Source organism: Candidatus Phycosocius bacilliformis, from assembly GCF_003112735.1.
Lineage (GTDB): Bacteria > Pseudomonadota > Alphaproteobacteria > Caulobacterales > Aquidulcibacteraceae > Aquidulcibacter > Aquidulcibacter bacilliformis.
Window position 1 is genome coordinate 1 of the sequence record NZ_BFBR01000015.1, and the last position, 21,684, is coordinate 21,684.

Here is a 21,684-nt window from a genome sequence, read left to right on the forward strand (position 1 = left end):
AGGGGTCGGGGGAGAGGGGGCCCGGCGCAAGCACTATTAGGTTTGTGGGAAGAGGGATTCTAAACCGCAATCAAATCTGTGAGTCTAAGCCCTCACCCTAACCCCTCTCCTGGAGGGAGAGGGGCTCTTCGGTGACCTATGCTCTATTCCGCCGCGACGGCACCATAGCCCATGACGGCTTTGACTTCGAGGAATTCTTCGAGGCCGAAGTCGCCCCATTCGCGGCCATTGCCTGATTGTTTGTAGCCACCAAAGGGCGCGACCGAATCCGTACTTGCCCCATTGATATGGATCATGCCCGCGCGGATTTGTTTGGCGACCTGGCGCGCGTGGTCCAGATTCTCGGACTGCACATAGCCTGACAGGCCATAGACCGTATCATTAGCCATGCGAATGGCATCTTCTTCGGTATCATAGGGGATCATGGTCAAGACAGGGCCGAAGATTTCTTCCCGTGCAATCGTGGTGTCGTTTGTTTGGCTAACAAACACGGTGGGGCGCACGAAATAGCCTTTATTGAAGCCTTCGGGGCGACCCAGACCGCCAGTGACAAGCTCTGCCTCTTTCATGCCGATCTCGATCAAGGATTGCACCTTCTCAAACTGGCGGCCATTGGCAAGCGGGCCCATGGCAAAACGCTTGTCGCCGGCAGGATCTGCCACAACGACCGATTCAGCCGTTGCTTTGGCGATGGCTGCGGCTTCACCCAATTTCGGGCGGGGCACGAACATGCGGGTTGGCGCGTTGCATGACTGGCCCGAATTGGTCATCACTTGCATCACGCCGGACGACACAGCCTTTTGAAGATCGGCATCTTCCAGCACAATATTGGGCGACTTGCCGCCGAGTTCTTGGGCGATGCGCTTGACGGTGGGTGCCGCGCTCTTGGCGATTTCGATCCCGGCGCGGGTTGAGCCGGTAAAGGACACAAAGTCGACTTCCTCGTGGGTAGACAAGACGCTGCCAACGCCTGGGCCGTCACCATTGACCAGGTTGAACACGCCCTTTGGCACACCCGCTTCATGGATGATGTCTGCCAAGATCATAGCGTCAAGCGGGGCCAATTCGGAGGGCTTCAGCACCATGGTGCAGCCAGCAGCCAAGGCCGGCCCCACTTTGCAGCCAATCTGGTTCATCGGCCAGTTCCAAGGGGTGATCAAGCTGCACACGCCAATGGCTTCATAGCGAATGCGGGTATTGCCGCGGGAGTGTTCCCATGTGAATTCTTTCAGCGCATTGAGTGCGCCCATCAATTGGCTCAAGCCAGAGGGGGCTTGGGCAGCACTGGCCAGCCACATCGGAGCGCCCATTTCTTGGCTGATGGCTTGGGCAATTTCGGGCATTTTGGCCGAGTAAAGCGCAATGATCTTTTCCATCAAGGCAATTCGCTCGTCCAAGCTGGTCTCGGAGAAGGCTGGAAAGGCAGCGCGGGCCGCCAAAATGGCCTTAACGGCATCCGCCTCGCTCCCCAGAGAGATGACGGCAATTGGCTCTTCAGTTGCCGGATTGATGACGTGATGATCGCGTGGCGTCACCGGATCAACCCAGGCTCCATCGATGTAAAATTGCTTGCGTTCAATCATGGCAGACTCCCTTTTGCTGATCTGGTCGCGACGTGCGCGCATCTTATGGGTCCTGCCCGGAAGGCAGGCCACCAGCTTGTTTTGTCATATCAAGCCTGACCGATGATGGCGAGGGACATGGGCAGGAAAATCCTCCTGCTGAGCGACTTTTACCTGATCAGGCTTTGTCGCTAGCGTCGCCGAAGCGATCCCAAAAGCCCGCGCATCAATTCCCGCCCAATGGTCGAGCTGGCCTGACGCACCATGCTTTTGACGGCTGTTTCAGCCAAACTCTGCCGATTGCCACGTCTGCCAGTACCAAAGATCACCCCCATCAGGCCACCATCATCAGGACTTTCCTGGCGGGAGCTGCTGGATCGGGGGCTGGGGGCCGCTTCACGGGCTTCAAGCTCAGCCTGCTGGGCCTCAAGCTCGGCTGACTTGCGTGCCAGGATCTCAAAGGCGCTGTCGCGATCTGCGACACGGTCATAGCGCGGCCCAATCGGGCTTGCTGCCATCACGCGGGCGCGGGCCTCGGGGCTACACGGGCCAACTTGGCTGACCGGCGGGCGGATCAATGTGCGCTCTACCATGGTAGGCACACCCTTGTCGTCCAAGGTCGAAACCAGCGCTTCGCCCACACCCAAAGAAGTGATCATCTCTTCTGTCTTGAAACGCGGATTAGGTCGGAAGCTTTCGGCAGCTGTGCGCACGGCCTTGGTCTCGCTTGGCGTATAGGCGCGCAATGCGTGCTGGATGCGATTGCCCAATTGCGCCAGCACGGTTTCGGGAATGTCTTGCGGGTTCTGGGTAACAAAATACACCCCCACCCCCTTGGAGCGGATCAGGCGGACCACTTGCTCAATGGTCGACAACAGGGCTTTGGGGGCGTCTTTGAACAACAAATGGGCTTCATCAAAGAAGAAGACCAGCTTTGGCTTGTCGAGGTCGCCGACCTCGGGCAAATGTTCGAATAATTCCGACAGCATCCACAACAGGAAGGTGGCATAAAGCGTCGGGCTTTGCACCAGTTTGTCGGCGGCCAGAATATTGACAATCCCACGGCCTGACAGGTCGGTCCGCATAAAGTCGGCCAAATCAAGGGCAGGCTCGCCAAAGAAGCCACCTGCCCCTGCCTGATCAAGTTGCAGGATTTTGCGCTGCAAGGCGGCGATCGATTGGGGTGTCACAAGCCCATATTTCTTGGACACCACATCATCATGCTCGGCCATAAAGTCCAGAATGGCTTTGAGGTCTTTGAGGTCGAGCAACAAAAGCCCTTCCTCATCGGCCATTTTGAAGGCGACTGCCAGCGCGCCTTCTTGGGCATCAGTCACCTCCATCAAACGGGCAAGCAATGTGGGCCCCATCTCCGAAATGGTGGTGCGCACTGGATGGCCCTTTTGCCCATACAGGTCCCAATAGACAGTGGGGGTGGCATCGGTTTGATATTCAGTCAGGCCAATTTGTTCCGCACGCGCCTTGAACGGGGCCGAGGGCTCCCAATTCTGACTGATGCCAGACAAATCACCCTTGATGTCCGCGGCAAACACCGGAACCCCCGCCCGAGACAATCCTTCGGCGAGAACTTGCAACGTCACGGTCTTGCCCGTCCCCGTTGCCCCCGCGACCAGACCGTGGCGGTTGGCCCGCTTCAACAGGAGTTCAATCGGGGCGAGCGGTTCGCCCCCGGCACCGATCAAAATGGACTCACGCATGGGGGCTCCCCGAAAAAGTTGGCTGGCATGTTGCCCCGACTTTAGGGTGCTCGTGCGGCCTTGTTAAGGGCCTCAATTGCGTATCAACGGCCCGATCAGGCCAACTGCCAGCGCAATCGTGGCGATGCCGCACAGATTGAGGAAAAAGCCAACCCGCAACATCTCCCTTTGCTGGGGCGCACCTGTGGCATAGGCAATGGCATTGGCGGCCGTGGCAATGGGCAGCATGAAGCCGAAGCTTGCAGCAAATGTGGCGGACGCCCCAATCATCAGAGGGTCTCCGCCAGAGCCTGCGACCATGGCGGTCAGCACGGGCAGCATCGCCGTCAAGGTGGCAACATTGGAGGCCAGTTCCGACAAAAACACCGTCGCCCCCACCAAAATCAGAACCACAAGAAGAACCGGCAGCGCCCCCAGTCCAGTCAGCTGCGCGCCAATATAGCTCGACAGGCCAGTTTGTTCGAGCGCCGCAGCAATCGATAAGCCCCCACCAAACAGGATGGCGATCCCCCAGGGGATACGCTCAGCCACATCCCAATCCAACAAGCCTTTGCCGGGATTGGTCTTGTCCCCCGCTGGGACGATGAACAGGGCAACAGCCCCCAGAACCGCAATCACCATATCGGTCAAGCCTGACAAGCCCGGCAGCTTACTGAGAGGTTCGCGAAAAATCCAGGCCAGTGCGACCAGCAGAAAGATGACCAGAACCCGACCTTCTTTCCGGCTGATGGGGCCGAGGGCGCGGGCCTCTGCAGCGATCACCGCGCGGGCGGTATCATCGCCCAAATGTTTGGGTAAGCGATAGGCAATGCGCGTCAGGACAAACCAGGTCAAGGGCACCATGATCGCAATGATCGCCCCGCCAATCGCCATCCATTGAGGAAAGCTCAATCCCACGCCATTGGCCTCAAGCCAGCGTGCGCCGATCAGATTTGTCGGGGTGCCAATTGGCGTACCCACCCCACCGATTGAGGCACAATAGGCCACGCCCAGCACACAAGCTGCCATCAAGGAACGGCGGTGCGGCCCCTCTGGGGCTGCAGCTTGGCAGACGGCCAGCGCAATCGGGGTCATCATCAAGGCGGTGGCGGTGTTGGAAATCCACATTGACAACAAGGTCGTGGCCAACATGAAGCCGCCCACAATCGCGGCAGGACTGCTGCCCACCAGCAAAAGCACATGGATGGCGATACGCCGGTGCAGACCTGATTGCTCAATAGCCGCTGCAATCATGAAGCCGCCGATGAAGAGAAAAATGATCGGGTCGGCATAGGGGGCGGCCGCCTCCACCGGCTTGAGCACACCCATCATCGGCAGGATACACAGAGGCAATAATGCGGTTGCGGCCACCGGAATGGCTTCACTCACCCACCAGACGATCATCAAAGCCAATAGACAAAGGGCCAGCCAGGCTTTGGGGTTTAATCCGTCCGGTGCGCCCAGCCATGCCATCGTCCCGGCAATGGCAAGGCCCAGGAAAAAGCCGATCCGCTGGCCAAGGCCTGAGGTGGCATGACCCTCTTCCAAAAGGGTCTCTGGAGCAGGTTGGGGCATCTTCTGTCCTCAGTCTGGCATGGCAAATACGCGGATACGCAAGGGTGGGAGGCCTCGACAAGCCTTCAGTGTCTTGGCAAGGGTGGGCCATGACATATTCTGATCTGATCGCCCGTGGCCAGTCCGCATCTTCTGCCAGCCTCCCTGATTTGGTGTCCGATCCTGTCCGGCATCAACGCCTGACAATCACGGCCCAAGGTCTGCATTTTGACTTCTCGCGCGCCTTGCTCTCTGAAGCTGATTTCGACGCCCTCCTTACCCATGCCCAAGAAATTGGACTTGAACAAGCGCGTGCCGACCTTTTTTCCGGCAAGCCGATAAATGCGACCGAGGGCCGCGCGGTGCTGCATATGGCTCTGCGTCAGCCAGGGCGCGACTTTTTTGCCAAGGGCGAGGCGATCAGCACGGCTGTGCGGACGGGGCGGGCTGCTGCGACCGCTTTTGCCCATGGGGTGCGTGATGGCAGCATTTGTGCAACCGACGGCAGGCCTTTTAAAGCGATTGTTCACATCGGCATTGGTGGTTCTGACCTTGGACCACGACTGGTTCATGAGGCTTTGGCCCCAAGTGCTGGCAGCGACATCATATTGCGCTTTGCCGCCAATATTGAGCCAGGTGAATTGGCCGCAGCACTCGCCGGGCTTGATCCGCGTGAGACCTTGATCCTGTGCGTGTCGAAAACCTTCACGACGCTGGAGACGCTGGAAAATCTCAAGGCAGCACGGGCGTGGCTACAGGCCGCGATTGGGCCAGATGACAGCGCCCATCTTGTTGCGATTAGTGCCGCACCAGAACGGACCAAGGCTGCAGGTTTCCGGCCAGATCGGGTGTTTGACTTCAAGGAATGGGTCGGTGGCCGTTTCTCTCTGTGGTCGGCTGTTGGGCTCTCGTGCAAGATTGCGTTGGGGCCAGATGTGATTGCCCGCATGCACGCCGGTGCTGCGGCGATGGACCATCTGTTTGAAACCTTGCCTCTGGCCCAAAATCCGGTGGTGATTGCAGGCCTGATCGGCTGGTGGAATCGCACGTGCCTTGATTTCAAGAGCCGGGCTGTCATTCCTTATGCCAAGCGTCTGCGTCTTCTGCCGCAATTCCTGCAACAGCTTGAGATGGAATCCAACGGCAAGTCGGTCAATTTGGCCGGTCAGCGCGTTTCAACGTCCGGTCCGGTTGTGTGGGGGGCAGAAGGCACCAATGCCCAGCATGCCTTCTTCCAGCATCTCCATCAGAGCCCCGATGTGACCCCGGTCGAGTTCATTGCCATTGCCACCGACAACGAGGATGCGCCTGCTCGCACCCGCATGACCTTGGCCAATGCGCTCGCTCAGGCCGAAGCCTTGACCCATGGCAAAACGCGCGCAGACGTCGAGGCCACGATGCGGGCCGCCGGTGCTGATGATGCCTCCATTGCTGCCATTGCGCCGCATCGGGTGTTCAGCGGCAACCGACCATCGAGCTTTGTCTTGATGGACCGATTGAGCCCGGAGAATTTCGGTGCCTATCTGGCCTTTTGCGAGCATCGCACCTTTGTTGAGGGCAAGCTGTGGGGCGTCAATTCCTTCGACCAATGGGGCGTGGAATTGGGCAAAGTGATTGCCAGCGAAATTGACGCGGATCTGCAGAAGGGGCCGAGTTCTCATCGCGATCGGGCCAGTGTCGCCTTGATCGAAGCCATCCGCAGCTTGCGCAGCTGATCTCAACCAAACATCAGTTTGGCTGCTGCTGCCTTGACGGGCAGGGTCTCCACCTTGGCATCGTGAAGGGCAGCGATGACATCTTCGAGATCTTGCGGCCGACACCCATAAGCCGATGGGTCCGGCCCGACATCATGGGTGAAGAAAATGATCCAGGCCTGTGTGGCAACAGCCTCGGCAATCAACGCGCGTACCTGGCCCATATCATGCTGGCGGCGCTCGATCCCGATGGCGCGCAGGTCGCCAAAATCCACCCGTCCTCTGTTCAGGCCGCGATAGACGCCACGGCATGTGAAGAAATGGCGGGCATAATAGGCCTTTGCTGACAAGCTGACCGCGCCATATGGATAGGCAAAGCTGGATAGCCGAACATCCCCCAATGTCTGTGCGATAAAGTCCGCATTGGCCAAGCGGTCTCGATCGCGGGCTGCAGTGTTGAGGCGGGTCACGAACGGATGAGCAAAGCTGTGGCAGGCAATTTCATGGCCGGCCTCGTGCAGGGCAATGAGGTCTGATCGCTCATGCTGGGGGCGGTCCTCGAAACTCTTGCCCGTATGTCCGCCGCAGACATAGAACGTGCCGCTCATGCCAGCTTGGTTCAGGATGGGTGCGCCAACGCGGGCTGCCGAAAGAGGAATGTCATCAAAACTGATCGAGGCTATGGCTTGAGTTAGTTTTGATTGGATGGGGTTGAGGGGGATGGCTCGGGCCAATGCCGCCCCGGCGCGCGCCACAAGTCCTTGGGCCATGTCTTAGACCATCTCCTGTGCGGCAAGCGCAGCCTGCGTCGCTTGGGTGATTTGCACTTTCACAATGTCGGCCCCGGCCACATCGGTCGGTAGAGTGAGACGCAAGTCACCTTCCCCTTCTCCAGTCGTCCGCAGTGTGAATCCCAAAGCCTCAAACATCGCAAGTGCAGCATCATTGCGCGCCGTTTTTCGATACTGGATGGTGAGCACCTCCGCACCAGCACAGTGCTCGGCCAACCATCCTAAGAAGGCAGCTTCAACACGTTTACGCTGCACACGGCAGCTCATGAAAAAGTCGAGCATTTGACCCACATCGGGTTTGATGTGGGCAAATCCGATAAGACCGTAATCGCCGAAGCGGTCGCGGCAGCGCATCGTCCATGCTTCAACCCCGTTTTTAGGCGTTGCCAAAGCGGCAACTTCCTCGCGTGTGAAGCGGGTGGCTGCCACATTGAGCTGGTTGGTTCGTTGGGACAATTCATACACACGTTCAATGTCATCTGATCCCAAAGGGGCGAGATCTAAGACAAGCGCGCAATTCCGCAAGAAGTCGTCCATATTCCCGTCCGCGGCCTCTGCGGCTTGGGCGCGCGCAGCCTCAACCGCATAGAGGGCCCGTCGACCACGGCTTTCGGCCGTGATTGGTACGTCAAATTGCGGCCTGTCCAAAAGGCTGAGGGCGTCGACCTCGTTGAATACAGTGACGCTCGGGTGCGTTTCGCCAACCTCACCGCGCTCAAACGGCTGGTCATCAATGAAGACAAAACTGTCGAGCCCCAGATTGAGGGCATCTGCAATCCGCGTCAGGCTGGCACTTTTGGGGCCCCAGCCAATTTGGGGTACCAGCAAATAGTCAGACAAACCATGGTGGCGCAGCGCTGCCATGGCAGGCGCGTGATCGTTCTTGCTCGCAACCGACTGCAGGATTCCGCGCGCATCGAGTGCCTCGATCACCTCACGTATGCCCGGTCGCACCCGCAGGCCTTCCGCCCCATCCTCAACCAATATGCCATCCCAGATCGTGTGATCGAGGTCCCACACCACCACTTTGGCTTTTGTGGCCGGCATGATGGGGGCTGCCGTTTGGTTCGCTGGCCGATTATCGGCTTTGGCAAGGCTGACAAAGTCGCACAAGCCGAACAAAGCTTCGACACCTTCTGCCTCACCTACTGGTTCGATCTGGATCAAATGGTCAAATGATAGGTCAAGGTGGCGCGTGATGTCGGCCAGCGGAATTGTCGTCCGTGACCAGTCGCGTGTCAGACTGAAGCGGGTTTGAAACAGAGCCGGATTCTGCTTGTCGGTGGGCATGATCGTCAAAGTGAACGCCAAATCGTCGCCCGAAAGCGCGGCCCCCTCAACCATGAAGCTGTCAAAGCCTTCAGCCTTGCCTTGCGCCAAGGCACGATGGTGATTTGTCTGATCGCGCGCCAGCTTGCGCGCCAGCACCGCGAGGCCCAGACCCAATGCTGGGCGAACGGCCTGCTCCAGACGTGCGGCTTCGGCCAGACCAAGTGCACGCACCGGACCGCGCCCCTCAAGCTTGCCCCACCGGCGAAAGCGAATGCGCGTCAGAGGTATGTCCGTTGGACCCCCGTGCTCAACGGTCTCAATTCCATGTACAAAGCGCCGACAATGTCCGTCCGGCCGCGGGGTGTAGAAATTGCAGGCCGTATAACAGGCCGGTGCCGCGCACTCAGAGCAATGCTCACCCCAAACAATTAAGCTGCGCTGGGCCACTAATTTAGCTGTTTTGGCCCGTTCCCCAGCCAGCCGCTCGGGCAGCACCAGCGGCGCGCGCGCGACATCGAGGGCAACGGTTTCCTTCATCTCTACACCCTATGCCGTGGCGCTCGTGTCCGTTGGGCTTCCTGAAGATAATCAGCCTTAATCAACAGACAAATGATCAAAATCGAGACGCCAAACCTCGTCCAATATGAACCAACTAAGCTTTAGCAGAATGGCCTTAAGAAAGCATTTTTCGGGCCAGTTTGACTGGGCCTGCAACAGGACATGCAATTTTCCTGCATCCATGCTAGAGTGACTTTCTCGTTGCAGAAAGGCTCATCCCCTGTCGTCCGAAATGACTGATAATCTCCCCGTTGATCTTAAGAACATCATCCTCACATCGTTGGATGATGATCAGGCCGAAGATGTTTTGTGCATTGATCTGACTGGAAAAAGCTCCATCGCTGATGCCATCATCGTCGCCTCCGGGCGATCCCAGCGCCATGTCGCCGCGATAGCTGATCATATTGTGCGCAAGTTGAAAGATGCTGGCGTTGGCAAGGCGCGGGTTGAAGGCTTGCCCAATGCGGATTGGGTTTTGATTGATGCCGGTGATATCGTGGCGCATATTTTTCGGCCAGAAGTGCGGGCCTTCTATGCGATTGAGCGGATTTGGACCGGGGAAACCCGCCATGCCGCAGGTGCGGCTTGAACCTGACTCTGGCTGCCATCGGGCGGCTTAAGTCCCAAGAACCTGAACATATTCTCACCCTTGATTGGATGGGGCGGGCTGATGCCATGGGTAAGCCCCTGGGATTTAAGTCCGTGCGCTTGATGGAGGTCGATCCGCGACTGCGCGAACCCGACCGTGACAAGGAGGCTGCTGCGCTCTTGGCTGCCATAGAGCCGGGGAGTTTTATCATTGCCTTGGATGAACGCGGCGACACGCCAGGATCTGTCAGATTTGCTAATCGGCTGGCGGCCCTGCGTGATCAAGGCACTCGGCAAGTCGTCCTCGTGATTGGTGGACCAGATGGTCACGGGGAAGCGTTGAAACGTGCAGCTCATCAGAGCTTGGCCTTTGGGTCTTGGACTTGGCCACACAAGCTGGTGCGGGCCATGGCTGCTGAACAAATTTATCGCGCAATCGCCATTTTATCGGGCACACCCTACCATCGGGTTTGACGGCCTGATGCGGGGGGATGACCCTGCGTGCAAATCTGGCTATTTCATCCCTATGCGCAAACTTCGGGCACTTCTTCTGATTGGCCTTTCCCTCGGCGCAGCCATGCCTGTCTATGGCCAGAGCTCGGCGGAACAGGAATTGAAGCGGCTGGACGCCGAGCGCCAGCGTCGTGAGGAGCGTGTCGGCGCTTTGGTTGAAGATGCCAATAGACTGGCCAATGACGCTGAAACCCTTCGAAAAAAACTGGTCGCGGCGGCTGAAGATCGTGATCGGCTTGAGCGCGAAGTGGAAAGCTCCGAGACCCGCCTGATCGATTTGCGGGCACAAGAGCGTCGCCTCAATGCTAAGCTGGAAAGCAATCGTGATGCATTGGAAGATGTTGTTATTGCGCTTATCGCGATGGAGCGGGACCGGCCGCCCGCTTTGGCAGTACGGCCTGAAAATGCAGCTGAGGCAGCCCGGGTGGCTATCTTGATGGGCGAAATCGCGCCTCTGCTCGATGATCGCGCGCGCCAAGCTGCCAATGACATTGCCCGACTAAAGCAAGTCCGGGAATCGATCCTGATGCAGAACACACGTTATCGGGAGGCTAATACGCGCCTGATTGTGGCACGTCAGACGATCGGTGGCCTTATACAAGAGCGACGCATGCTCCAAGCCCGCATCATGCGGGATGCTGAGTCAGAGCGGGCCCGCATTTCAGAGATTCTTCGCCGCTCAAACGATCTCAAGGAATTGGTGCTGCGTCTGGGTGGATCAATCCCTGGCTTGTCTGGGTTACAAGAACCAGATGGGTCCGACTTCGCGCAAGGTTTTGACCGTGCTTTGGGCAATGTCAGCTATCCAGCTTATGGGCAGATTGTCACCCGATTTGGTGCCAATCTTGAGAGCGGTGGTCGCAGCGAAGGCATCACCATCCGCACGCGCAGATCAGCCCAAGTGGTTGCCCCTTATGATGGTGAAATTGAGTTTGCCGGTCCGTTTCGTTCCTATGGAAGGGTGATGATTCTCAACGTCGGCAATGGCTATCATATTGTTTTGGCAGGGATGGCCACAACCTTCGCCGAAGCTGGCCAAGAAGTCCTCGCCGGAGAGCCCATTGGGGAAATGACGGACGACGTCCGCCTAGATCCAGATCTCTATATGGAGATCCGCAAGCAAAGTACGCCGCAAAATCCAAGCCTGTGGCTGCGGCAACCAGACGGTATCTAAGGCCGGAACGGGTCATATCGTCGAATATGCAGATTAATTCCGCGCAATGAACTGCGGTAGGTGGTGCTTAACCAGTTTCATTTGACTATATAGCTTGAAGATCATCTGGCCGCGCATGGGCCAACGACTAATGCTGAACCTGGAGACAACCCCGATGACCAATTCCCAAAAGACACAGCGCTGGTGGATCGCGCCTGTCCTGGCCGGAACGCTGGGTTTAGGGGCAGCCTTGGGTGCGACGGCCGTGGCTTGGTCTGCCGGTGGCAAGTCAGAAGCAGCCAGAAGCGCGGCCAATAGCAGCGACACCTTACGCCAGCTGGAATTGTTTGCCGATGTGCTGGCCAGTGTCAAAAGCGATTATGTCGTGCCCGTGAAGGACGACAAATTGATTGCCGCGGCGATCGATGGGATGTTGCAGTCTCTTGACCCACATTCCAGCCTGATGACTTCCGATGACTTTAAGGATCTGCAATCGGCAACCAAGGGCGAATATGGCGGTCTTGGCATTGAGGTGACCTCAGAGGATGGGGCAGTCAAGGTGATTTCGCCGATGGACGAAGGCCCCGCGGCCAGAGCCGGGATCAAAAGCGGTGACAAGCTGATCGCGGTAGATGGCGTTTCCATTTTGGGTTTGCCGCTTGATGAAGCTGTCAAGAAGATGCGCGGGCCAGAAGGGACGTCGGTCGACGTTACAATTGCACGGGAAGGCCAAGAACCTTTCGTGGCAAAGCTCAAACGCGAAATCATTGTCCTGAAGCCCGTGACCAGCAAGATCGAGGGTGATTACGGCTATATTCGTATTTCGACCTTCGTCAATGAACGCACAAGCGAGGGCTTGAACAAGGCAATTGATGATATTCAGCGCAAGCTGGGTGGGCGCTTGAAAGGCATTGTGCTCGATCTGCGCAATAATGGTGGTGGGTTGCTGGACCAGGCTACCGAAGTGGCGGACGTGTTCATTGATCGGGGTGTGCTGGTGCAAACCCGTGGACGTCGGCCCGATGATGTCGACAGTCGCCTCGCGACACCGGGTCAGCGACTGGAAGGTGTGCCAATGGTGGTGCTGATCAATGAAGGAACGGCATCGGCCTCTGAGATTGTGGCCGGGGCACTGCAGGACCGCGGACGGGCCACGATTGTTGGCATGGGTTCATTCGGTAAAGGCTCGGTTCAAAACATTATTCCCTTGCGCAACGGTTCTGATGGTGCCCTGCGCTTGACCACGTCGAAATATTACACACCAGCAGGACGCTCGATCCAAGGTGCTGGGATTGAACCCGATATTGAGATTAGCGCCGTTAGAATAACCGAAGAACAGCTCAATGAGCGCAAAGCGCTGTTCCGGGGTGAGGAAGATCTGCCACACGCGCTGGATAATGAAAGCGGGGTCAAACGCAAGCCGCCCCATATGCCCGCAGAAATGCCTCCGGTTGGTTGGAAAGAATCGGAGGATTATCAGTTGAAGCGCGCATATGAATTGCTGGCTGCGGGCCTGCCGAAACGTGCGCCTGCGCCGGCCACGCGTCGGGCTGAGGCCAAACCTGCAAAGGGTGTGGGCGCGCCGGTTTCCGGGGCTCCGATCTCGCCGAACTGAGGCTGGAAACATGGCGGAACATTCGACCCGGCTGGCTTTGCCTTCCGGGCGTTCCCTTGAGGTTCATATCACGCCCCGTCGCGGTGCTAAGCGCCTCAGCTTGCGTATGGATCCCATTTCGCGCTGCCTTAAGGTGAGTGGACCGGTCCGACTGTCACAACGTCAAGCCATGGCTTTCGTCCAGGATAATCTGGGTTGGATTGATGCCCGGTTGGACGCATTACCGCCACCTGCCACTTTTTTAGAAGGCCGCCTCATCCTATTTCGCGGCAGACCAACAAGGCTCGTCCGCATTGAGGGGCGCGGTGCTGCCAGCTTTCAAGATGGCTGTGATCCGGTTCTGGTAATCGCCTCCAGCTCCGCACGTTTTGCTGCCCGCACGCTTGCCGCACTGAAAGGCTTTGCCCAGTCCGACGCGCTCGATTATGCAGACCGTCTCGCCGTGAAGCTGGGCCGCCGACCGACCTCAATCCGTTTGGGCGATATGCGTACGCGGTGGGGGTCGTGCACATCTCAAGGCGATATTCGGCTCTCCTGGCGCTTGATCGGCGCCCCGCCGAAGGTGTTCGAATATGTGGTTGCTCATGAGCTCGCCCATTTGTGCGAACTCAATCACTCCCCGGCCTTTTGGGCTCATGTCAGCCGCTTGATGCCCGATTGGAAGCCCGCACGCGCTTGGCTCAAAGCGGAGGCTGCCAGCCTACAAGCGCTGGGACAGAGTTGACTTGCGCACCCACCCAGCGCCTTAAGCAAATCTCCCATAGGGATTATCTATTATTGTAATGAATGAATCTAGCGGATAGATAGAAATAAGTGTGTCTTCGTAATGCCTTGATTAGATAATTCAAAATTCCCGATGCCACTTGTTACAAGCCACCAAACACCGCGCTGTTTGCCACGAAAGGCGGTCAGTTATCGCCACGGCGACGGTCAGCCGGGACAGAAAAGCAGACAGCCAACTGCAAGACATGTTCCCTGATCGCAACCGCCGCCTCAGGGCCAACCTTTCACCCCTTCTGTCCGGAAATATTAATTGTGAATCTTGTCCTATGGTCTGCTTTGCGCCAAGGGTTGCCGTTTGGGGTGGGTTGGTGGTTGCTTGAAAGCGGACGTTCATGAGAGATAAAGAGGCTGACTCGATCAAGTCGAATTTCCAAAGGAGCTTTGGCTGGTTGTTGAGAGGCTGAAGCTAGACATGTTCGAAGAGCAGATAGGACTTCCTCCCGCCATCGCATTTAACGCAGACCAAAGGGTGATTGGAACATCGCCCTATCCCTGCCCGTGGATCGAATTTAAGCAACGCTTTGCCTTCAATCCTCATTACATTCCAAAATTGGCCTTAGCTCCATATGCGGAGCACCTTAGAGGCATTGCAACGACTTGGGTGAACGTTACGGCTGACAAACCAGGGATCGGCCCTGGCGATGTGCCGGCCGCCTTCTGGAGGAAGACACCACAAGTGATCCAAGAGAAGGCGACACGCACTGTCTCCGCACGAAATGCAGATCATGCAGACTTTGATAAAATGATGTTTGCCATCGGCGCGAAAGGATTGATTGAAGGAGTTCGAAAATGACAGTGGCCACCAGAATTGGGATTATTTCTCTTGCTGTGTTCCCGGTCTCTGGATGTACCACGCGCGATACTCATATTGAGATTCAAGACGCAGCTATGCTTGCGGGCCCAAGGGGCCAAACAATGGGTTATGTTGCAGTGGATGCTGTCGATGCAAAGCGGATTGCTTGGGGACCAAATCAAGTACGCCTGAAGACATGCGTTGAAGAGCAAAGTATTTACCCTTGTTCCGAATACGTTGTCGGTTCTGTGAACAGCCCATCAGCTCCATTCGGTCTTTCAAATCGCATATATTTTGAATACGACCCAAATGGCGAAATCAACGTTACAACTGGCCGCCAGGAAACAGATTTTGATGTTCGGAAAATAAAGTGCATTAAAATTAGGGTGCTACCTGGTGACTTCAAACCCGCTGGGGAATCTGATTGGTTTTGTAATTTGCGCTTTGAAGTTGTGAAGGACACAGTCACCGATACTCGCTAGCGATGCAGCAACGCTCTCTGTGAAAAGGGTGATATTTCGCGGGTATCTGGAAACGCCTACTATATCAGATCGGTGCGAGTGCAGGCACTGGATTGTTGCTGGAGCGCATAGAACAAAGAAACATGAGCTAGCTAATTGTGTGTCGTGAGCCTATGGCTCACGCAAGATCGCCTGGCGTCAGGCACCACCCCAAGATATACGTGTAAGCAAAGTGGCCCCTCAGCTTACTTTGAAAATTTTGCCGTATGATTGGTACACCTATTCGGAATTGAACGTCCCCTTTCGGCCAACTTTTGCCGAACTGCCGCCGCTCAGAAATGCGCCAGAGGTTGCCGGTGAAGGGGAAACCGGGCTTTCCAGAAAGCCGACATTGGTCGCAGCGCATTGACGTCGCTAGAAAGGTCGCAACTGGTGGGCTGAATATGTTGCTCCTGCACCTCGTTGCTCTATGGTTTAGCCATGGACGCAAGCCTAACGATCCGAGCGGCGACAAAAAGCGATCTCGACCAGATCGCCTACGTTTGGCATGCGAGCACTTCTTCGATCGATGCCATAGCGGCGCAGCTTCCTACGCAGGACAGTATGCGATCACGCATAAACGCGGAGTTGGATGCTGGTTGGGAGTTGTTTTTGGCGGAGCGCGTCGGCCAGATCATAGGCATGTTGGCGCTCAAACTCAGCGCGAACGTTTTGGATCAGATTTTTGTGCTTCCAGAGGCCCAGGGGTCAGGCGTAGGAGCCGCGTTAATGGCGCACGCGAAAACAATGATGCCCAACGGGTTTACACTACGGATGGCTGAAGAGAACCGACAAGCAGCCGACTTCTATGAGCGCTCTGGACTGAAGCAATTTGGATCCGGTTTAGCGGGCGCGATGACAAGGCCGCTAAACCGTTGTCTGTAAATCCCAGTTTGCCGTAGAAGCCGCTCAATGGGCGGCTTTTTTGCATGTCAATCAAGGTCGGGTAAAGTCGCTTCACCCAAACTCTGACGCAGAGGCCAGAACCCGGTACGGGGGCCGACCCAGTGCGGCAAAGCCGATGACCACCCCGATTAGACCAAAGGCAGTCACGGCTCCGGCGACAATCGACACCAATAGGTTGATATTCAACACCCAATCGGCCTCCAGCATCGCAGTAACAATCCAATAGGCTGCACCAAGGCCCAAGCCCGCGCCGATCAGCGCGGCAATCAATCCCGCGCACGCCTGCTCAAGGGCTAGGGCTACTACAATCCGGGCCCGGCTTGCGCCCAGGCTTTTGAGAATGGCTGCTTCATACAATCTGCGCCGACTGCCGGCGGCCAAGGCCCCGGCCACGGCGGCTGCACCGGCTGCAAGTGCAACAGCTGCGATGGCTTGGACTGCCATAGCCAGGCTATCGAACAAATCGCCCGTGGCGGCCAAGGCATCGCGTACCCGGATAATGCCAACTGCGGGAAAGTCCTTCGCCAGCGCAGTCGTCATGCGGGTCTCTTCGTCGGGTGAGAGGCGGGCAATAGCAAAATGGCGGAACTGGGCCCCCTCAAAGGCACCCGGGGCAAACACCACAGCCAGATTGGGGCCAAATCCGCCCCATTCAATCTTGCGGAAATTGTCGATCTTGGCCTCGATTTCCCGGCCTGACACCAAAATGCCCAATGTGTCGCCCACTTTGGCCCCGATCCCCTCGGCGGCCTCAACTTCAAGGCTGACACGAGCTTCAAACGGATCATTCCAGTCTTGCGGCCACCAGCTTCCCGCCACAATCTCGGCCCCAGCCGGGGGTTTGGCTTGCCAGGTCGAGCCGATTTCTTGTTCTACCAACCAGCGCTCGGAAGGCTTCACCTTGGCGGGGTCAAGCTCCTGTCCATTTAGGCTGATGATGCGGATCGTCATCACGGGGGTGCGGATGTAATCCTCGGGCTTCAAGCTGGGGACCACGGCTTTTATAACAGCATCAAAGCGGGCCGCGTCGGCATCGGGAATTTCAGTATAGGCCACTGTGGGGGCTTTGGCGGGTGCGGTATCGCGTACCTGAGCCACCAGATTGGACTGGATCTGGCCGAGCGCGACCAAAAGTGCCAGTCCGAGGCCTAAAGCCGGGGCAGCAGCCGGGGCCAAAGAACCCGGCCCTCCCAAAGCCGCGAGGCCAAGGCCCAACGCACCGCCAGGGCGCGGTAGCCGGTGGGCAATGATCTGGGCCAATTTGCCCAAGCCATAAAAAGCGAGCCAACCCACTCCAGCTCCCCCAGCCAGCATCAATGCCATCATTGGATTGGGGCTTGTGGCAGCAAACAGACCAGCCAGTGCCACCAGACCAATGACTGCGGCCACACGCTCGGGCAGGGGGCTGGCGTGGTCACCACCACCACCGCGCAGGAGATGGGATGGCGGGGTTGCGCGGGCAGCACCGAGTGGTTGGGCTGCAAAGGCAAAGGCGCACAAAAGGCCAATGCCGACGGCCGCAGCCAACGGCCTTGGGAACAGGGCGAGTTCGATCGGGACTGGCAAGGCGTCGCCATATGCCCAGGCGGTCAAAAATGGGGCAGCCCCGCCGATCGCAACGCCAAGTCCTGCGCCCAGAAGTGCCAAACAAAGAATTTGGATGCCATAGGCGAGACGAACATCGCCGCCCGATGCACCCATGGCTTTCAAGATGGCGATGGAACTGCGCCGGGTCTGCAAATGGCCGCGCACGGCACCGGCAACACCTAAGCCCCCTGCTAACAGGGCAGCAAATCCAACACAGGACAAAAAGAGCTCAACCCGATCCAGCGCGCGGCCAAAACCTTCTGCAGAGCGTGCCTTGTCTCGCAAGGCGCGCGCATCAAGCGCAAAGGCTTTGTCAAAGGCTATCTTTGTGGCCGATGCGTCTGCTGGATTGGTCAACTTGATCCGTAATGCTGACGAATAAAGCGAGCCCGGTTGGGCAAGATTGAGCGGCTGTAGCGCCTTGGTTGACACCATCAGGCGCGGAGAAAAGGCAAAGCCGCGCCCCAAAGCATCGGGTTCCTTCACCAGAACTGCGCGGATTTGTACCCCACCATATGGCAGAGCCAGTGTATCGCCCACCTTCAGCTTGAACGTGTCGAGCAGGGCTTGTTCAGCTACCGCCCCCCAAACACCGTCCTTTTGAGAAAGGAGATCTTGCAGCTTACCTGCCGGAGCCAAAGTCACCTGACCTTCGAGCGGGTGCAGGCCATCAACGGCGCGCACCTGGACCAGACGGCGGATGTCTCCGGCGCTGCCCATTGTATTGCTCTCAATTGCCAGAGACATCGTGCCACGGGCCGAGAAAAAGGCGATTTGCTCAGGGCTTGGGGTGCGCTGGCGCAGACTGAGGACCAGATCGCCCCCCAGAATTCGACGCTGCTCGGCATCCAGCCCGGCGCGAAAGGCTTGTGCCATACTGCCTGCTGCTGCAATGGCAGCTACGCCAATCGCCAAGCACACCATAAACAGACCAAAGCCCTTAATGCCGCTTTTGAGTTCAGCGACGGCAACGGAGAGGGCATAAGTCCAGCGCGTCATGTCGCCACCTTGCCGTCTTCCAGCCGCACGATACGGTCGCAGGCTTCTGCTAAACTGGCCTCATGGGTCACCAAAACAAGGGCTGCCCCCTGACTGCGTGCCACCTCAAACAGAAGATCGCGCACCGATTGGCCGGCCGACTGGTCAAGATTGCCGGTCGGCTCGTCCGCAAAAATCAACTTCGGCTGAATGACAGTCGCACGAGCAACGGCCACACGTTGTTGCTCACCCCCGGACAGCTGACTGGGATAATGTTTCAGGCGATGACCAAGCCCGACTTTTTCCAAGGCTGAAGCAGCGGCTTTGCGTGCAGTCTGTCCGGTGGCGATGTCGGCAGTCTCAAGCGCGGTGGCGACATTTTCCAGCGCCGTCATATTGGGCAGAAGATGGAAGGCTTGGAATACAATGCCGACGCGGCCGCGACGCACCGCTGCCAATTGGTCCTCGTTGAGGCCAACCAATTCTGTTCCGAGCAATTTGACTGACCCACCACTGGCCGGCTCCAGACCCGAAGCCACAGCCAGCAGGCTAGATTTTCCCGATCCAGACCGACCCGTGATTGCAACAATCTCGCCCGCCCTGATCTGGCCATCAATCCCCTTGAGGATATGAACCGGTCCATCTGCACCGGGCAAGGAAAGCGTCACATTGTCGAGCGAGAGGAGGATTTCTGATTGGGTCATGGACTGCACATAATCTGGAATGGGGCTGTCGCAATGGGCTGGAAGTCTTAAATAAACGTCATGCTGCAAAAGAATCCCCAATCGCCATCCCGCCGCACCCTCTTGATGGGGGTGGCAACGGTCGGTTTGGGTGCTGCCACGGCGCAGGCCCAAGCGCAAAGGGCAACCCCGCCAGCGCCGCGACCTTTCACCATTGTTGCCTTCGGTGATTCATTGACGGCTGGGCTTGGCGTCAAGCGCAGCGAGGCCTTTCCCGCGCGCCTTGAAGCCCGCCTTAAAGCAGCGGGCTATGATGTTCGCATCGCCAATGCCGGCTTATCGGGCGACACGAGTGCGGGGGCCTTGGCGCGTTTTGACTTCGCGGTTCCGCGTGGCACAGATGGGCTGTTGTTGGCCATCGGGGCCAATGACATGCTGCAAGGCCGCAGCCCGGAAGATGCGCGCAAAAATATCGATACCATGATTGCCCGTGCAAAAGCCCGTGGGATCAAGATTGCCCTTTTGGGTATGCGGGCACCCAGCAATTGGGGGCCTGATTATCGGGCCCGCTTCGATGCGATTTATCCAGGCCTTGCCCGCAAACATGGCGTCGCGCTCGATCCGTTTGTGCTCGAAGGCGTTGCGCTCAATCCCACGCTCAATCAGGCCGATGGCATTCATCCCAATGCAGTTGGGGCCGACCGGATTGCTGCCCGACTGGCGCCATTTGTGGCAAAGTCATTTGGTCTTAAACCCAAGCGCCCCTAAACCCACGCCCCAGAGCGAGCCGCTACAAAAGGAAATTGTCGATGATCATGAAACCTCTGGGCCGCACCGGCCTGTCTGTTCCGCTGATCTGCCTTGGCACCATGACGTGGGGTGAACAGAATACCGAGGCTGAGGGCCACGCCCAGATGGATTATGCCTTTGAGCGCGGCCTCAATTTCTTCGACACCGCGGAGCTTTATTCCATCCCGCCGCGCCCTGAAACCACCGGCTCAACAGAGCGGATCATTGGCACATGGATGAAAGCGCGAGGCAATCGCGACAAGATTTTCCTCGCCTCCAAAGTGGCAGGCCGGTCACCCATGAATTGGTTCCGTGATTCAGGGGAAGGCTCGCGCGTCAATAAAGCCAATATTGATGAGGCCATTACCAAGAGCCTCTCGCGGCTGCAAACCGACTATCTCGATCTGTATCAGATCCATTGGCCCGATCGGCGGGTGAATATGTTTGGTGGCTGGAGCTATCGCGATTACAAGGATGATTACACAGCATTCGAGGACGTGTTGGCGGCCTTGGCTCCTTGGGTTGAAAAGGGTGTGATCCGCCATATCGGGGTGTCGAACGAGACCGCATGGGGCGTCATGCGCTATGTTGAAGAGGCCGAACGCAATGGGCTGCCGCGTATCGCCTCAATCCAGAATGCATATAATTTGGTCAATCGAACTTTTGAGATCGGGCTGGCAGAGGTTGCCATGCGCGAGCAGGTCAGTTTGCTGGCCTATTCACCTCTGGCCCAAGGTTATTTGACGGGCAAATATCTGGGCGGTGCCCGCCCGCCTGGAGCCCGGTCGACCTTGTTTGAGCGTGGTCAGCGTTATCAAGGGCCTGGGGCCGAAACTGCCTTGAAAAATTATGTCGAGCTGGCAGCTGCCCATGGTCTAACCCCGGCGCAATTGGCACTTAAATTCTGTGCAACACGGGAATTCATGACTTCCGTCATTATCGGTGCGACCAGTATGGAACAATTGGCCCATGCCATAGATGCCTTTGATGTGGCCTGGACGCCAGAACTGGAAGCTGCTGTTGAGACCCTGCATGCGACCATTCCCAACCCTTGCCCCTGATCAGGCAGGCCACGCCGATGTTGCGCCTATTTGTGGCTTTACCGCTGCCTGATCATATCGCTCACGTGGTGCAGACCACCCAGGGCGGGCTGGAGCATGCTTCGTGGAGCCAGCGCGACAATCTGCACATCACTTTGCGCTTTGTCGGTGAGGTTGATGAGACTGTGGCCTCAGACCTTGATTTGGCATTGGGCGATATTCGCGTCGCGCCGTTTGAGGTCAGCTTGAAAGGGGCAGGCTTTTTCGGCCATGAACGGCCTCATGCGGCCTGGATGGGTGTGGCTGAAAGTGCGCCCCTCATTCACTTGCACAAGGCATGTGAGCGGGCATGCCGGGATATCGGGCTGTTGCCCGACACACGCGCCTACACACCCCATGTGACCACGTGCTACTTAAAGCCAGCAGCATCACTTGCCGAAGTGATGGCCTATCAGGCACGCCATAATCTGTTCAAGGCAGGCCCGTGGCTGGCGGATCGTTTCTATCTTTATGCCAGTCATCAAAACCGGCGGGGCCAGAACCATTATTCGATCGAGGCCGAATATCCGTTGCGGGCCTGAAGCATGTTTGGTTGCTTTAGATCCAAAGCACCAAGCTGTGCGTCTAA

19 protein-coding genes are annotated in these 21,684 nt (G+C 57.5%); 12 read left to right on the plus strand and 7 right to left on the minus strand.

The features are described from left to right. Positions 1-143: 143 nt before the first annotated feature. From PbB2_RS15650 to PbB2_RS15660, 3 genes are all read right to left on the minus strand, one after another. Entirely contained in the window at positions 144-1,583 is a 1,440-nt protein-coding gene (locus tag PbB2_RS15650) for an aldehyde dehydrogenase family protein (protein ID WP_108986346.1), read from the minus strand. Between the two features lie 170 nt (positions 1,584-1,753). After that, the gene (locus PbB2_RS15655; RefSeq protein WP_108986323.1) at positions 1,754-3,280 is read right to left on the minus strand and encodes a helicase HerA-like domain-containing protein; all 1,527 of its coding nucleotides are present in this window, start codon (positions 3,278-3,280) and stop codon (positions 1,754-1,756) included. 72 nt (positions 3,281-3,352) lie between these two features. Further along, the gene (locus PbB2_RS15660) at positions 3,353-4,834 is read right to left on the minus strand and encodes an SLC13 family permease (RefSeq protein WP_108986324.1); all 1,482 of its coding nucleotides are present in this window, start codon (positions 4,832-4,834) and stop codon (positions 3,353-3,355) included. Between the two features lie 89 nt (positions 4,835-4,923). On the opposite strand from PbB2_RS15660, the gene pgi reads away from it, so the two are divergent. Continuing rightward, positions 4,924-6,528 (plus strand): glucose-6-phosphate isomerase, encoded by a 1,605-nt coding sequence (gene pgi, locus PbB2_RS15665; protein ID WP_108986325.1) that lies wholly within the window; start codon positions 4,924-4,926, stop codon positions 6,526-6,528. 2 nt (positions 6,529-6,530) lie between these two features. Here pgi and PbB2_RS15670 read toward each other — a convergent pair whose 3' ends face one another. Next, entirely contained in the window at positions 6,531-7,277 is a 747-nt protein-coding gene (locus PbB2_RS15670) for a polysaccharide deacetylase family protein (RefSeq protein ID WP_108986326.1), read from the minus strand. Between the two features lie 3 nt (positions 7,278-7,280). Beyond that, on the minus strand, positions 7,281-9,107 hold the full coding sequence (locus PbB2_RS15675; protein WP_108986327.1) for an HAD-IIIC family phosphatase: 1,827 nt from the start codon (positions 9,105-9,107) through the stop codon (positions 7,281-7,283). A 253-nt stretch (positions 9,108-9,360) separates the two neighbouring features. On the opposite strand from PbB2_RS15675, the gene rsfS reads away from it, so the two are divergent. From rsfS to PbB2_RS15715, 8 genes are all read left to right on the plus strand, one after another. After that, positions 9,361-9,717 carry a ribosome silencing factor gene (gene rsfS / locus PbB2_RS15680; protein ID WP_108986328.1) on the plus strand — a complete coding sequence of 119 codons (357 nt, stop codon included), beginning with the start codon at positions 9,361-9,363 and terminating at the stop codon, positions 9,715-9,717. Beyond that, positions 9,714-10,190: a 23S rRNA (pseudouridine(1915)-N(3))-methyltransferase RlmH gene (locus PbB2_RS15685; RefSeq protein WP_108986329.1), complete on the plus strand. Its 477-nt coding sequence runs from the start codon at positions 9,714-9,716 to the stop codon at positions 10,188-10,190. The genes rsfS and PbB2_RS15685 overlap by 4 nt, the downstream gene beginning before the upstream one ends. A 52-nt stretch (positions 10,191-10,242) precedes the next feature. Beyond that, positions 10,243-11,403, plus strand: coding sequence for a murein hydrolase activator EnvC family protein (locus tag PbB2_RS15690; protein WP_192576395.1), 1,161 nt, complete (start codon positions 10,243-10,245; stop codon positions 11,401-11,403). A gap of 154 nt (positions 11,404-11,557) precedes the next feature. Then, on the plus strand, positions 11,558-12,997 hold the full coding sequence (locus tag PbB2_RS15695) for a S41 family peptidase (protein ID WP_108986347.1): 1,440 nt from the start codon (positions 11,558-11,560) through the stop codon (positions 12,995-12,997). A gap of 10 nt (positions 12,998-13,007) precedes the next feature. After that, positions 13,008-13,721 carry a M48 family metallopeptidase gene (locus PbB2_RS15700; protein ID WP_192576396.1) on the plus strand — a complete coding sequence of 238 codons (714 nt, stop codon included), beginning with the start codon at positions 13,008-13,010 and terminating at the stop codon, positions 13,719-13,721. Positions 13,722-14,192: 471 nt separating this feature from the next. Continuing rightward, on the plus strand, positions 14,193-14,573 hold the full coding sequence (locus tag PbB2_RS15705) for a hypothetical protein (RefSeq protein ID WP_108986332.1): 381 nt from the start codon (positions 14,193-14,195) through the stop codon (positions 14,571-14,573). Continuing rightward, the gene (locus PbB2_RS15710) at positions 14,570-15,055 is read left to right on the plus strand and encodes a hypothetical protein (protein WP_108986333.1); all 486 of its coding nucleotides are present in this window, start codon (positions 14,570-14,572) and stop codon (positions 15,053-15,055) included. The genes PbB2_RS15705 and PbB2_RS15710 overlap by 4 nt, the downstream gene beginning before the upstream one ends. A 459-nt stretch (positions 15,056-15,514) precedes the next feature. Continuing rightward, positions 15,515-15,958 carry a GNAT family N-acetyltransferase gene (locus PbB2_RS15715; RefSeq protein WP_108986334.1) on the plus strand — a complete coding sequence of 148 codons (444 nt, stop codon included), beginning with the start codon at positions 15,515-15,517 and terminating at the stop codon, positions 15,956-15,958. Positions 15,959-16,030: 72 nt separating this feature from the next. Here PbB2_RS15715 and PbB2_RS15720 read toward each other — a convergent pair whose 3' ends face one another. Further along, positions 16,031-18,565, minus strand: coding sequence for an ABC transporter permease (locus PbB2_RS15720; RefSeq protein ID WP_108986335.1), 2,535 nt, complete (start codon positions 18,563-18,565; stop codon positions 16,031-16,033). After that, positions 18,562-19,248, minus strand: coding sequence for an ABC transporter ATP-binding protein (locus tag PbB2_RS15725; RefSeq protein ID WP_108986336.1), 687 nt, complete (start codon positions 19,246-19,248; stop codon positions 18,562-18,564). The genes PbB2_RS15720 and PbB2_RS15725 overlap by 4 nt, the downstream gene beginning before the upstream one ends. Before the next feature lie 60 nt (positions 19,249-19,308). Between PbB2_RS15725 and PbB2_RS15730 the strand changes: the two genes are divergently transcribed. Genes PbB2_RS15730 through thpR form a run of 3 tightly spaced genes read left to right on the plus strand, consistent with a single transcriptional unit; the run spans position 19,309 to position 21,637 of the window. Further along, entirely contained in the window at positions 19,309-19,995 is a 687-nt protein-coding gene (locus PbB2_RS15730; protein WP_238165065.1) for an arylesterase, read from the plus strand. Positions 19,996-20,036: 41 nt separating this feature from the next. Further along, complete coding sequence (locus PbB2_RS15735) at positions 20,037-21,077, plus strand: aldo/keto reductase (RefSeq protein WP_108986337.1); 1,041 nt, start codon at positions 20,037-20,039, stop codon at positions 21,075-21,077. Positions 21,078-21,094: 17 nt separating this feature from the next. Beyond that, on the plus strand, positions 21,095-21,637 hold the full coding sequence (thpR, locus tag PbB2_RS15740; protein WP_108986338.1) for an RNA 2',3'-cyclic phosphodiesterase: 543 nt from the start codon (positions 21,095-21,097) through the stop codon (positions 21,635-21,637). The last annotated feature ends 47 nt before the right edge of the window (positions 21,638-21,684 follow it).